Raw genomic sequence first — 12,275 nt, 5'->3', positions numbered from 1 at the left:
ACGGTAGCGTCGGCGTTGTGAGTCGGGCGGCCCTCAACAAGGATCCTGATGCGGTGGCGTCGATGTTCGACGCCGTCGCGCGCCGCTACGACCTGACCAACACCGTGCTCTCACTCGGCCGGGACCGCTACTGGCGACGCGCCACCCGGTTAGCGCTGCCGGTGTCGTCCGGGGACAAGGTGCTGGACCTCGCCGCGGGCACGGCTGTGTCGACGGTGGAGCTGGCCAAATCCGGGGCGTGGTGCGTGGCCGTGGATTTCTCGGTGGGCATGCTCGCCGCCGGCGCGGCCCGCTACGTCCCGAAGGTCGCCGGTGATGCGACCCGGCTGCCGTTTGCTGACGGGGTCTTCGACGCGGTCACCATCAGCTTTGGGCTGCGCAACCTGGCCGAGCCGGTGGCCGGCCTGCGCGAAATGGCCCGCGTCACCCGGCCCGGCGGCCGCCTGGTGGTGTGCGAATTCTCCACGCCGACCCGGCCAGTGATCGCCACGCTCTACAAGCAGTACCTCATGCGGGCGCTGCCGCGGGTGGCCCGCGCGGTTTCCAGCAACCCGGAAGCCTATGTCTACCTTGCCGAGTCGATCAGAGCCTGGCCCGACCAGGCCGCGCTGGCCGAGATGATTGCCGGGGCCGGCTGGTCGGGGGTGCGGTGGCGCAACCTGACCGGCGGCATCGTCGCCGTGCATAGCGGCGATAAACCACACCGTTGACGATGACCACACCGGTTTGCGACCGGTATGCGTCGGCATGCGCGGCCGCCCAACCGGGCCTCAGCCGTGCTGGACCCCGACTTCCTGCAGCCGGGGCGCCAGTTCCGGGCAGTAGTGGCCGATAGCGGCGCCGAGGAATTGGAACGACTGGGCCTGAGTAGTACCCCTGGGGAGATTGCGCTGCAGAAATGTCGCCGATTGATAGGCGTTCGCGTCCACACCCTTACCCAGCCGGTCACAGGCGATCTTGGCCAGCCACGCATCGTAGTCCTGGGGGCCGTAGATGCCGAAGGTGTGGATCTGCTGCATGAACTGGGTGTCGTAATCGTCGGCGTCCGCCGGCGCGGCCAGGCTGATTCCGGTAGCGGCGAGGATTCCTGCCAGCAGCGCCGTGAGTTTCATAGGCTGGATAGTACCCCTACGTGAACGGCGGGCGGTGATCGAGTAGCTGCGAGGCCCGCCCGCCGCCGCGCCACAGCCGCGCCACCCAATCGGCGTCCTCGTCGGTGACCAGGTTGGCCATCACCCGCACCGCGATGCTCATCACTGTCGCCGAGCGCATCGCGACCGGGCCGGTTGCCGGTAAGAACCGCGGGAACGTCAGCAATAACGCCAGCCGCCGGCCCACCGAAAACGCGCGCCCGTAGTGGTGTTGCAGCACCGCCGGCCAGGCCCGCGACAGGTCCGGGGAACCCAGCAGTTCCACGGCCAGCCGCCCGCCCTCCAGGCCGTAGTCGATGCCTTCGCCGTTGAGCGGGTTGACGCAGGCCGCGGCGTCACCGATCAGCATCCAGTTCGGCCCGGCCACACGTGTCACCGCACCGCCCATCGGCAGCAGTGCCGACGAGATCGCCCTGGGCGTTTCGGTGAACCCCCACTCGTCGCGGCGCAGCTTGGCGTAGTCGCAGATCAGCGGTCGCAGCGCCAGCTCGGCGGGCCGTTTTGCGGTCGACAACGCCCCCACACCGATGTTCACCTGGTGATTGCCCAGCGGAAAAATCCAGCCATAGCCAGGCAGTATTGCGCCGTCCGGAGAGCGCAATTCCACATGCGAAGTCAGCCACGGTTCGTCGGCGCGCGGCGACGACAGATATCCGCGCGCGGCGACACCGTACACCGTCTCCTGATGCCAGCGCCGGCCCAGTTTGCGCCCCAGCGACGAGCGCGCTCCGTCGGCGACGATCAGTGCCCCGCAACCGATCTCGCTGCCGTCGGCGAGCACCACCGACACCACTCGTCCGGTCGAATCATGGTTCACGCCAACAGCTTTGACACCTAACAACATTCGTGCGCCGGAGTCCTCGGCGACTGTGCGGATTCGCTCGTCCAGCTCGACGCGGGCGACCGCGCTGCCGGTCGACGGAAACGACGGGCCGGGCCAGTGCACCTGCACCTCGCCACCGAATCCGCTCATCGTCAAACCCCGGTGCTGGATGCGGGTCTTTAGCCACTCACCCAGTCCCAGCCGCTTCAGCTCGGTCACCGCACGCGGGGTCAGCCCGTCGCCGCAGGCTTTGTCGCGCGGAAAACTCGCCGAGTCGATGACGAGCACATCGCGTCCGGCCCGGGCGGCCCAGGCCGCCGCCGCCGACCCGGCCGGCCCGGCGCCCACCACCACCACGTCGGCTCCGGTGTCCACCTTCACCAGTATGTTGGTCGGGTGGGAACTCCGGCGACTGTGGTGGCAGGTGTCGATTTCGGCGACACCGCCTTCGCCGCGGCTGTGCGGGACGGTGTGGCACGCATCGAGCAGCTGATGGAAAACGAGCTGCGCAACGCCGACGAGCTGATGGCCGAGTCGGTGTTGTACCTGTTCGAGGCCGGCGGTAAACGGTTTCGGCCGCTTTTCACCGTGCTGTCCGCCCAGCTCGGCCCGCAGCCGGACGCCCATGAGGTGACCATCGCCGGCGCGGTCATCGAGCTGGTGCACCTGGCGACGCTGTATCACGACGACGTGATGGACGAGGCACAGGTTCGCCGTGGCGCCCCCAGCGCCAATGTCCGCTGGAGCAATAACATCGCGATCCTCGCGGGCGATTACTTGTTCGCCACGGCCTCACGGCTGGTGTCTCGGCTGGGCCCGGAGGCGGTGCGCGTGATCGCCGAAACCTTCGCCCAGCTGGTGATCGGCCAGATGCGCGAAACCCGCGGTGCGGCCGAGGGCGTGGATGCCATCGAGCACTACCTGCGGGTGGTGCACGAGAAGACGGCCTGCCTGATCGGCGCGGCGGGCCGCTTTGGTGCGATGTTTTCCGGTGCTGACCACGATCAGATCGAACGGCTGAGCCGGCTCGGCGGCATCGTCGGCACCGCGTTTCAGATTTCCGACGACATCATCGACATCGACAGCGACCCCGACGAGTCCGGCAAGCTCCCCGGCACCGACCTGCGGGAGGGAGTGCACACGCTGCCGGTGCTCTACGCGCTGCGGGAAACCGGGCCCGACGCCGAGCGGTTGCGCCAGCTGCTGACCGGTCCGGTCGACGACGACGCCGTGCTGGCCGAGGCGCTGCGGCTGTTGCGGGCATCGGCGGGGGTGGCCAAGGCGAAAGATATCGTGGCCCGCTACGCGGCTCAGGCGCGCGCGGAGCTGGCCGCGCTGCCCGATGTCGCCGGGAGACAGGCCCTGGAAACGTTGGTTGACTACACCATCAATCGGCATGGTTAAGCCCCGGAACCCGTACGGTCGTCGTGGGCGTTTAATCAGCAGTACCCGTGACTTCGCAGGAGGAACTGATGACCTGGCATCCGCACGCCAACAGGTTCAAGACGTTCGCGCTGTTGGTCGGCATGTCGGCGCTGATTGTGTTTGTCGGGGGGCTGTTCGGCAGGACAGCGTTGTGGATAGCGGTGCTGCTGGCCGTGGGGATGAACGTCTACACCTACTACAACAGCGACAAGCTGGCGTTGCGGGCGATGCACGCGCAGCCGGTCTCGGAAGTGCAGGCCCCGGCGATGTATCGGATCGTGCGCGAACTGGCCACCGCCGCGCATCAGCCTATGCCGCGGCTGTACATCAGTGACACCAACGCGCCCAACGCATTTGCCACCGGCCGCAACCCCCGCAACGCTGCGGTGTGCTGTACCAGCGGCATCCTGCAAATCCTCAATGAACGGGAGCTGCGCGCCGTGCTGGGCCACGAGCTGTCGCACGTGTACAACCGTGACATTTTGATCTCCTGTGTCGCCGGCGCGATGGCGTCGGTGATCACCGCACTGGCCAACATGGCCATGTTCGCCGGGATGGTCGGCGGAAACAACCGCGAAGGCGGGAATCCCTTTGCGCTACTCCTTGTTTCGCTGCTGGGACCGATCGCGGCGACGGTGGTGCGGCTGGCGGTTTCGCGTTCGCGCGAATACCAGGCCGATGAGTCGGGTGCGGTTTTGACCGGCGACCCGCTGGCGCTGGCGTCGGCGCTGCGCAAGATCTCGGCCGGCGTCCAAGCGGCTCCGCTGCCGCCGGAGCCGCAGCTGGCCAGCCAGGCCCATTTGATGATCGCCAACCCGTTCCGTGCCGGCGAGCGGATCGGCTCGCTGTTTTCGACACACCCGCCGATCGCCGACCGGATCCGCAGACTTGAGGCGATGGCGCGCGGCTAGTCTCACCAGCCCCAGCAGCCTCGTGAATCTCTGGGAGGGCGGGCACGATCTCCGCCAATACGATGTCGGATGTGATATCACTCCGCTATGAATCACTACACCTATCGTGCTGAATGGTGGCCTGAGCACGGCGAATACGCGGGACGCTGCCTGGAGTTCCCACGGTTGTCCCGGTGGGCGCCGACCCTAAGGGAAGCGATTGCCGCCATCGAGCAAGCCGTCGACGAGGTGATCGCCGAGAGGCAAGCAGCCGGGGACGAGGTGCCCGCACCACTGACCGAACGCAAATACAGCGGCACGTTCGTGGTCAGGACCTCACCCGCGCTGCACGCGCGCCTCGCCGTCGAGGCCGCCGAACAGGGTGTGTCGATGAACCAGTTGGTAATCCAGAAACTGGCAGGCCGGCAGCCAAGCAGTCTCCTCGACTGGTGATATCGGATACGCCATCGCTTCGCAGCACGGTGTCAGGCCCCGTCCAGGTGCTGGTGTGGGTGAAGTAACTTCTGTTTCTGCTGGGATCACACATTGGCGTGACCCGCGCACCATCCGCGCGACGCAGCGGGTTGTAATGGGGCGATGAGCACGTATGGTGTAGCGATCCTGAGCCCGCACCTCAGAGCACTGGCCGAGACCGCCGAGGCCGCCGACCGGGCCGGCTTCGACGCCGTGTGGGCCTCCGAATTCTATTCCCGGTCGGGCACCATTTCGATGGCCGCGATGGCCGCCGCGACGCGCACCTGCCGGGTGGGCTCGTCGATTCTCTACGGCATCGGCCGCAGCCCACTGGTGCTGGCCACCGAAGCCCGCGACCTCGACGAGCTGTCCGGCGGCCGGGTGGTGCTCGGTATCGGCAACGGAACCAAACGCATGATGAGCGACTGGCACGGTGTGGCCGACACGTCCGCTCCGGCGCTGCGGATGGAGGAACTTGTTCCGCTGGTGCGCCGCATCTGGAACCTGCACGAGGGGCCGATCCGGCACGAGGGTCGTTTCTACCGGATGAACCTGGTGCCCACCGAGGCGGTCAAACCTCCGGCACGCAACATCCCGATCGTCACCGCCGGTGTGCGCCCCCGCATGTGCGAAGCCGCCGGCCGGGTCGCCGACGGCCTGGCCGGTCACCCGCTGTTCACGACGACCTACGTCGAGGAAATCGTCAAGCCCGCCATCGCCAAAGGGGCCGCGCACGCCGGGCGGGACCCAAACGATATCGAGATCATCTCCATGGTGATGTGCTCCATCCACGACGACCCGGAGGTGGCTCGCCGCGAACTCGCCCAGCAGATCGCCTTTTACGCTTCGGTGAAGACCTACGATCTGGTGCTTGACGTGAACGGCTTCACCAAAGAAGGGCAAGCCATTCGCGAGGCTTTCGCCCGGCGCGACTTTGCGGCGATGTTCGACGCCGTCTCCGACGAGATGATCGACACCATGGGAGTGGCCGGCACAGCCGCGCAGGTCCGTGACGGGCTGCGCCGGTACACGGGCGTCCTGGATCACATCATGCTGTACGCCCCGTCGATCGGCATTGCGCCCCAACGCGTTCAGGAAAACCTGAACGCGCTGATCACCGAATGCTCGCCCGGTCTGATGAACGCACGCTAGAAGCCCGGCCCGTGGACCTCGTGCCCAGGGGCCTCCACCATCAGCCCGCGGTAGGCCTGCTCCACGGTGGAGCCGTGATTGATCACGGCGTCGACTTCGCGGGCGATCGGCATGCTCAGCCCGTATTTATCGGCGAACTCCATCACCACGCTGGCGGCGCGCACGCCCTCGGCGACCTGGTTCATCGACGCGATGATCTCGTCGATCGGCTTGCCCGCTCCCAGTTGTTCACCCACATACCGGTTGCGGCTGCGCTGACTGGTGCAGGTGACGATCAGGTCGCCCATGCCGGCCAAACCGGCGAAAGTGTCGCGCTGCCCGCCCATCGCCTCGCCGAGTTTGGACATCTCGCGCACCGAGCGTGCCATCACCATGGCGCGGGTGTTTTCGCCGATACCCAGGGAGTAACCCATGCCGACGGCGATCGCGTACACATTTTTCAGCGCCCCGGCCATTTCCACGCCGAGCACGTCGTCGGTGGTGTACACGCGGAAGCGCCGGGTGCGGAACAGTTGTGCGAGCCGGGCGGCCAAATGCTGGTCGGGCATGGCAAGCACGGCTGCGGCCGCGTAGCCTTCGGCCACCTCGCGGGCGATGTTCGGCCCGGCCAAGATGCCCGCGGGGTGACCGGGCAAGACCTCCTCGACGATCTGGGTCATCCGCATATTGGTGCCTTGCTCGAGACCTTTGACCAGGGACACCACCGGCACCCAGGGCCGCAGCTCGGCCGCCAGCTCGGTGAGCACCTGGCGGAATCCGTGCGACGGCACGCCCATCACCACCACGTCGGCGCAGCCGGCTGCCTCGGCGAAGTCGGTGGTGGCCCGTAAGGTGTCGCTGAGGACGACATCGTGGCCGAGATAGCGGGTGTTGCGGTGGTTGTTGTTGATGTCGTTGGCGGTTGCCGTCGAACGCACCCATTGCAGCGTGGGCCCGCGGCGCGCACAAATGGACGCCACGGTAGTACCCCAGGAGCCTCCGCCGAGCACGACGACTTTCGGTTCGCGCGTAGCAGCTGACATGGCGATCAGCGTATTGCCGCGACGGCTAGTTCACTGGCAGTTGACGAACATGCCGCAGCGTCGCGGCGGCCGGCGAGCAAGCGCGCCCGAACACCATCGCCTCGGTGATCCGGTCGAACCGGTAGTCGATGGCGTCGGCGAAGTAGTTCTGCCGGACATTCCAGGGCCGCTTGGTCCCCGACTTGGGCAGTGCATGCAGCGCGCGCAGCACATAGCCGGCCTGGATGTCCCAGGAGGGTTTCTCGGGCATCGGCTCGTCACCGCGATGGGGATAGGCGTGGGTGTAGCCATGCGATTTCATATACGCCAGCAGTTTCGCGGTCGCGCGGGCCGTCATATCCGCCCGCAGCGTCCAGGACGCGTTGGTGTAGCCGACACACCAGAACAGGTTGGGCACATCTTCGAGCATGTGCGCCTTGTACACGAAGCGGTCCTGCGGTTTGATCTCGGTGCCGTCCAAGCTGATCCGCACGCCGCCGAGCGCCTGCAACTGCAATCCGGTGGCGGTGACGACGATATCGGCGTCCAGGTGCCCACCGGATTTCAGAACGATGCCGGTGTCGTCGAAGTGGTCGATGTGATCGGTGACCACCTCGGCGCGGCCCTCGCTGATCGCAATGTAGAGGTCGGCGTCGGGAATCAGGCACAGCCGCTGATCCCATGGTTTGTAGCGCGGCTTGAAATGGGTGTCGACGTCGTATCCGCGCGGCAGGTTGCGGATCGCGATCTGGCGGATCCACCACCTCATGAAGCCCGGTGTCTTGCGGGCCAAAAACCAGATTGCCCCTTCCAACAAGGCGTTGCGCAGCCGAATAATCGGGTGAGCAACCCTGTTGGGCAACACTTTTCGCAGCATATCGGCGAACGGGCTGTAGCGCGACGCCGAGAACAAATACGTCGGCGAGCGTTGCAGCATGGTGACTTTCGAAGCCTTTTCGGTGAGCGACGGGATCAGCGAGATCGCCGTTGCGCCACTGCCGATCACCACGATTTTCTTGCCGGCATAGTCGAGGTCCTCGGGCCAGTGCTGGGGGTGCACCAGCGTGCCGCGGTACTGGTCGATGCCGGGGAAGTCGGGAGTGTAACCCTCGTCGTAGTTGTAGTAGCCGGAGCCGAAGAACACGAACCGGCACCGGTAAACCCGTGTCGTGCCGCCCTGTTCGACGGAAAGCGTCCAGGTGTCGGTCGACGAATCCCAGTCCGCCGAGCGGACGTGACTGTTGAAACGGATGTGACGGTCGATACCGTATTTGTGTGCGGTGGCGATCAGGTATTCGCGGATGTGCACACCGTCGGCCACGCCTTCTTTGCGGGTCCACGGTTCGTAGGGGAAGCACAGCGTGAAGATGCTGCTGTCGGAGCGCACACCCGGGTAGCGGAACAGGTCCCAGGTGCCGCCAATCTGCCCGCGCCGCTCCAGGATCACGTAACTGGTGCCGGGGTTGCGCTCGGTGATCCGGTAGGCCGCGCCCAGCCCGGAGATGCCGGCGCCGATGATGACGACGTCGAAGTAGCCGGCGTCCTCGGGCGTCACGGCGGTGTCGGCGGCATCCTGCGGCATCACGGTCATGGCAACCTCACTTCAGGGTGGATGTGATGCTCACCACCCTAGGCAACCACAGGGTGAACGGGCCAGCGCGTTACCGGTAGTTGACGAACTGCAGCGCGACGTCCAGGTCGGCGGTCTTCAGCATCGCGATGACGGCCTGCAGATCGTCCTTTTTTTTGCTGAAGACGCGGACCTCGTCGCCTTGGATCTGGGTTTTGACGGTCTTGGGGCCCTCGTCACGGATGAGTTTGGTGATCTTTTTGGCGTTCTCGGCGCTGATGCCCTGCTTCAGTGTGCCGGTGACCTTGAAGGTTTTGCCGGACTGAGTGGGTTCGCCGGCAGCGAAGGCTTTCAGGCTGATATCTCGCCGCACCAGCTTTTCCTTGAACACGTCGACGGCGGCCTTCACCCGTTCCTCGGTGGAGCTGGTCAGCTCGATGGTCTCGTGACCTTTCCAGGCGATCGTGGTGTCGGTGCCGCGGAAGTCGAACCGGGTGGCCAGCTCCTTGGCGGCCTGGTTGAGGGCGTTGTCGACCTCTTGGCGGTCAACCTTGCTGACGATGTCAAACGATGAATCCGCCATTGGATTCGTCCCCTTCCCGTCGGTGTTGGCCATGTGTGGCCGGGCCGGCTTCTCGTTGTAGTCTGCTACACGGCAGGTTGCCCGAGCGGCCAATGGGAGCGGACTGTAAATCCGTCGGCGTATGCCTACGCAGGTTCGAATCCTGCACCTGCCACCAGGGCCTCAGTCCGCGTGGACTCCACCGGGGCAGCCGCTGACAATGCGGGTGTCCGTTAGTGTTCGACATCGTGACAGCGCCGACGCGGGTGAACCTGGCCGACGGCCGTGACCTGCTGTTTTTTGGTTTGCCCGGGCACTGCCCGGCACCTGTCGCCGACCGGCGGCCGCTGCCGCCACGCGACACCAATCCCCCGCAGTTACGCTTCGACCGCTCGACCGGGCAGTGGGTCATCATCGCGGCGCAGCGCCAAGACCGCACCTACAAACCGCCACCGGATCAGTGCCCGCTATGCCCGGGGCCGACCGGGCTCACCAGCGAGGTGCCCGCACCCGACTACGACGTCGTGGTGTTCGAGAATCGCTTCCCGGCCCTGTCCGGCACCGGTGAACTGCGACCCGTCCCCGAGGGTTTCGTGTCGGCGCCGGCCTATGGCCGCTGCGAGGTGATCTGCTTTTCCAGCAACCACACCGGTTCGTTTGCCGAGTTGACAGCGGCGCATGCCCGGCTGGTGGTGGAGGCGTGGCGGCACCGCACCGCGGAGCTGATGGCCCGGCCCGGGGTCGAGCAGGTGTTCTGCTTTGAGAACCGCGGCGAGGAGATCGGCGTGACGCTCACACACCCGCACGGCCAGATTTACGCCTACCCGTATCTGACCCCGCGCACCGTCGCCATGCTTCACCAGGCACGCTCGCATCGAAAAAGGCATGGCAGCAACCTCTTTCAAGATCTTCTCGAGTGGGAGGTGGCCGAGGGCAGCCGGGTGATCGCACGCAACGAGCTGTTCACAGCGTTTGTGCCGTTCGCCGCGCGCTGGCCGGTTGAGGTGCACATCTATCCGAATAGGTTCGTGCGCAACCTTGTTGAGTTCGACACAGCCGAGCTCGACGGGTTCGCGCGGATCTACCTCGACGTGTTGCGCCGTTTCGACCGAATGTATTCGGCGCCGCTGCCCTACATTTCGGCGCTGCACCAGTTCGCCGACACCGAACCCCAGCAGGAGGGCTACTTCCACGTCGAGCTGATGTCGATCCGGCGCAGCGCCGGCGCGCTCAAGTATTTGGCGGCCTCCGAGTCGGCGATGGACGCGTTCATCAGCGACGTCACGCCCGAAAGTGTGGCCCACCGGCTGCGAGAACTGCGATGACGGTGCGCTACGCCGCCCCGGGCCGGATCAACCTGATCGGTGAGCACACCGACTACAACCTCGGGTTGGCGCTGCCGATCGCGCTGCCGCAGCGCACCGTGGCGACATTCACCCCCGCGTGCACCGACGCCATTACCGTGCGCAGCGACCAGGTCAACGGCGCCGCCCGCATTCCGCTGGACACCACGCCCGGTGAGGTGACCGGCTGGGCCGGTTATGTGGCCGGGGTGATCTGGGCGTTGCGCACCGCCGGGCACCCGGTGCCCGGCGGTGCGCTCTCGATCAGCAGCGATGTCGAGCAGGGGTCGGGCCTGGCGTCGTCGGCGGCGTTGACCTGCGCGGTGCTGGGCGCGATCACCTCGGCCGCGGAGGTGCACCTCGACCGCCTCGAGCATGCCCGGCTCGCGCAGCGCGCCGAGAACGACTACGTCGGCGCCCCAACGGGTTTGCTCGACCAGCTGGCCGCGCTGTGCGGCCAGCCCGCGACCGCGCTGCTGATCGACTTCGCCGACCTGAGCGTGCGGCCGGTGCCGTTCGACCCGGACGCCTGCGGCGTGGCGCTGCTGCTGATCGACTCGCGGGCCCGGCACACCCATGCCGGCGGCGACTACGCGGCCCGCCGCGCGTCCTGCGACCGGGCGGCGGCCGCTTTGGGTGTGCCGTCACTGCGGGATGTGCACGATCTCACGGCCCTGGATGCGCTCGGTGACCCGATCACCGCGCGCCGCGCCCGCCACGTGCTGACCGAGAACACACGAGTGCTGGATTTCGTTGCCGCACTGACTAACACGGACTTCGCCGAAGCTGGCCACATTATGAGCGCCTCACACCGCTCCATGCGCGACGACTTCGAGATCACCACCGCCCACATCGACCTGATCGCCGAGACCGCCGTGCGCGCCGGCGCGCTGGGCGCCCGGATGACCGGGGGCGGCTTCGGCGGCTGCGTGATCGCGCTGGTACCGGCCGCGCACGCACAGGTCGTCGGGCAGGCGGTGCGCCAGGCGGTGCGCGCGGCCGGTTACCAGCAGCCGGTGCTCACCCGCACACATGCGGCCGTGGGAGCGGGCGTGCTGGGTTGACGCCGGCCGGCAATTGCCGGCGTCAAGCCCGCGCGAGAGTATGGGGCATGGCCGGCTATGTGGACGTGCGGGCATATGCCGAGCTCAACGACTTCCTGCAACCCGAGTGGCGGGGAATGACCGTACGCCAGCCGTTCCGGACCCATCAGACGGTAAAAGACGTCCTGGAGGCGATGGGCATCCCGCACACCGAAGTCGACCTGATCCTGGTGAACGGGGATCCGGTGCACTTCGCCCACCGCCCGGCCATCGGCGACCGCATCGCGGCCTACCCGGTATTCGAGGCGCTGGACATCGGTGCGACGGCCAGGCTGCGCCCGGTACCGCTGCGCGATCCGCGTTTCGTCGTCGACATCAACCTGGGCCGGCTGGCGCGGCTGCTGCGGCTGCTCGGATTCGACGTGTGGTGGTCCAATACCGCCGACGATCAGACCCTGGTGGACATCAGCCTTTCGCAGCAGCGGATCCTGCTGACCCGCGACCGCGGGCTGCTCAAGCGGCGTGTGCTCACACATGGCCTGTTCGTGCACGCCGAACACCCCGAGCAGCAGACTCTCGAGGTGATCCGGCGGCTGGACCTGCGGCAACGGTTGGCGCCGTTGACGCGCTGCGTGCGGTGCAACGGCAGCCTGGCCACCGTCACCAAAGACGAGGTGATCGCGCAGCTGGAGCCGTTGACCCGCCGCTACTACAACCAGTTCAGCCGATGCAGCCAGTGCAAGCAAATCTATTGGGCAGGTTCGCATTACACACGGTTGATGCGTCTCGTCGAACGGCTCCGCGAGCAGCTCTGAACGGCTGTCCACCGTTTTTTCAGGAT

At 66.5% G+C, this 12,275-nt stretch carries 13 protein-coding genes and 1 tRNA gene; 9 read left to right on the top strand and 5 right to left on the bottom strand.

Features of this window, described 5'->3' with window-relative positions:
- The first annotated feature begins 17 nt into the window (after positions 1 to 17).
- On the top strand, positions 18 to 710 hold the full coding sequence (locus tag G6N08_RS03220; protein ID WP_163754220.1) for a demethylmenaquinone methyltransferase: 693 nt from the start codon (positions 18 to 20) through the stop codon (positions 708 to 710).
- A 60-nt stretch (positions 711 to 770) separates the two neighbouring features.
- Here the strand turns inward: G6N08_RS03220 and G6N08_RS03215 are convergent, their stop codons facing one another.
- Together G6N08_RS03215 and menJ are read right to left on the bottom strand one after the other, a co-directional pair.
- Positions 771 to 1,112 carry a DUF732 domain-containing protein gene (locus G6N08_RS03215; RefSeq protein ID WP_163754217.1) on the bottom strand — a complete coding sequence of 114 codons (342 nt, stop codon included), beginning with the start codon at positions 1,110 to 1,112 and terminating at the stop codon, positions 771 to 773.
- Positions 1,113 to 1,128: 16 nt separating this feature from the next.
- Entirely contained in the window at positions 1,129 to 2,355 is a 1,227-nt protein-coding gene (menJ, locus tag G6N08_RS03210) for a menaquinone reductase MenJ (RefSeq protein ID WP_246216590.1), read from the bottom strand.
- A 15-nt stretch (positions 2,356 to 2,370) separates the two neighbouring features.
- Here menJ and grcC1 point away from each other — a divergent pair, with 15 nt between their 5' ends.
- From grcC1 to G6N08_RS03190, 4 genes are all read left to right on the top strand, one after another.
- Complete coding sequence (gene grcC1, locus G6N08_RS03205; RefSeq protein ID WP_163754214.1) at positions 2,371 to 3,378, top strand: nonaprenyl/(2E,6E)-farnesyl/geranylgeranyl diphosphat synthase; 1,008 nt, start codon at positions 2,371 to 2,373, stop codon at positions 3,376 to 3,378.
- Positions 3,379 to 3,446: 68 nt separating this feature from the next.
- Complete coding sequence (gene htpX / locus G6N08_RS03200) at positions 3,447 to 4,310, top strand: zinc metalloprotease HtpX (RefSeq protein ID WP_163754210.1); 864 nt, start codon at positions 3,447 to 3,449, stop codon at positions 4,308 to 4,310.
- Positions 4,311 to 4,397: 87 nt separating this feature from the next.
- Positions 4,398 to 4,742 carry a type II toxin-antitoxin system HicB family antitoxin gene (locus tag G6N08_RS03195; protein WP_163754207.1) on the top strand — a complete coding sequence of 115 codons (345 nt, stop codon included), beginning with the start codon at positions 4,398 to 4,400 and terminating at the stop codon, positions 4,740 to 4,742.
- 144 nt (positions 4,743 to 4,886) lie between these two features.
- Positions 4,887 to 5,915, top strand: a complete 1,029-nt coding sequence (locus G6N08_RS03190; RefSeq protein WP_163754202.1) for an LLM class flavin-dependent oxidoreductase — start codon at positions 4,887 to 4,889, stop codon at positions 5,913 to 5,915.
- On the opposite strand, the gene G6N08_RS03185 is transcribed toward G6N08_RS03190, so the two are convergent.
- From G6N08_RS03185 to G6N08_RS03175, 3 genes are all read right to left on the bottom strand, one after another.
- Entirely contained in the window at positions 5,912 to 6,937 is a 1,026-nt protein-coding gene (locus tag G6N08_RS03185) for an NAD(P)H-dependent glycerol-3-phosphate dehydrogenase (RefSeq protein WP_163754199.1), read from the bottom strand. The two genes, G6N08_RS03190 and G6N08_RS03185, sit on opposite strands and share 4 nt — an antisense overlap.
- 25 nt (positions 6,938 to 6,962) lie before the next feature.
- A complete protein-coding gene (locus G6N08_RS03180; protein WP_163754195.1) occupies positions 6,963 to 8,507 on the bottom strand; it encodes a flavin-containing monooxygenase in 1,545 nt (514 codons plus the stop codon).
- Between the two features lie 70 nt (positions 8,508 to 8,577).
- Positions 8,578 to 9,069 (bottom strand): YajQ family cyclic di-GMP-binding protein, encoded by a 492-nt coding sequence (locus G6N08_RS03175; protein WP_163754192.1) that lies wholly within the window; start codon positions 9,067 to 9,069, stop codon positions 8,578 to 8,580.
- 71 nt (positions 9,070 to 9,140) lie between these two features.
- Between G6N08_RS03175 and G6N08_RS03170 the strand changes: the two genes are divergently transcribed.
- The 4 genes from G6N08_RS03170 to G6N08_RS03155 all read left to right on the top strand — a co-directional run bounded on the left by G6N08_RS03170 (position 9,141) and on the right by G6N08_RS03155 (position 12,249).
- Positions 9,141 to 9,226: transfer RNA gene (locus tag G6N08_RS03170), tRNA-Tyr, on the top strand.
- Between the two features lie 70 nt (positions 9,227 to 9,296).
- Positions 9,297 to 10,373: a galactose-1-phosphate uridylyltransferase gene (galT, locus tag G6N08_RS03165; protein WP_174813242.1), complete on the top strand. Its 1,077-nt coding sequence runs from the start codon at positions 9,297 to 9,299 to the stop codon at positions 10,371 to 10,373.
- Positions 10,370 to 11,455, top strand: coding sequence for a galactokinase (locus G6N08_RS03160; protein ID WP_163754185.1), 1,086 nt, complete (start codon positions 10,370 to 10,372; stop codon positions 11,453 to 11,455). The genes galT and G6N08_RS03160 overlap by 4 nt, the downstream gene beginning before the upstream one ends.
- Before the next feature lie 47 nt (positions 11,456 to 11,502).
- Positions 11,503 to 12,249 (top strand): Mut7-C RNAse domain-containing protein, encoded by a 747-nt coding sequence (locus G6N08_RS03155; protein ID WP_163754182.1) that lies wholly within the window; start codon positions 11,503 to 11,505, stop codon positions 12,247 to 12,249.
- Positions 12,250 to 12,275 lie beyond the last annotated feature (26 nt).

The sequence above is a fragment of the Mycobacterium botniense genome (assembly GCF_010723305.1).
Lineage (GTDB): Bacteria > Actinomycetota > Actinomycetes > Mycobacteriales > Mycobacteriaceae > Mycobacterium > Mycobacterium botniense.
This window is presented reverse-complemented; position numbering and strand designations above follow the sequence as displayed.

What these genes read in the sequence shown, in the direction of transcription:
- htpX (WP_163754210.1), top strand. Translation starts at nt 3,447, where the DNA reads ATGACCTGGCATCCGCACGCCAACAGGTTCAAGACGTTCGCGCTGTTG.
- G6N08_RS03160 (WP_163754185.1), top strand. Translation starts at nt 10,370, where the DNA reads ATGACGGTGCGCTACGCCGCCCCGGGCCGGATCAACCTGATCGGTGAG.
- G6N08_RS03215 (WP_163754217.1), bottom strand. Translation starts at nt 1,112, where the DNA reads ATGAAACTCACGGCGCTGCTGGCAGGAATCCTCGCCGCTACCGGAATC.
- G6N08_RS03185 (WP_163754199.1), bottom strand. Translation starts at nt 6,937, where the DNA reads ATGTCAGCTGCTACGCGCGAACCGAAAGTCGTCGTGCTCGGCGGAGGC.
- G6N08_RS03180 (WP_163754195.1), bottom strand. Translation starts at nt 8,507, where the DNA reads ATGACCGTGATGCCGCAGGATGCCGCCGACACCGCCGTGACGCCCGAG.
- G6N08_RS03175 (WP_163754192.1), bottom strand. Translation starts at nt 9,069, where the DNA reads ATGGCGGATTCATCGTTTGACATCGTCAGCAAGGTTGACCGCCAAGAG.
- G6N08_RS03195 (WP_163754207.1), top strand. Translation starts at nt 4,398, where the DNA reads ATGAATCACTACACCTATCGTGCTGAATGGTGGCCTGAGCACGGCGAA.
- G6N08_RS03190 (WP_163754202.1), top strand. Translation starts at nt 4,887, where the DNA reads ATGAGCACGTATGGTGTAGCGATCCTGAGCCCGCACCTCAGAGCACTG.
- G6N08_RS03155 (WP_163754182.1), top strand. Translation starts at nt 11,503, where the DNA reads ATGGCCGGCTATGTGGACGTGCGGGCATATGCCGAGCTCAACGACTTC.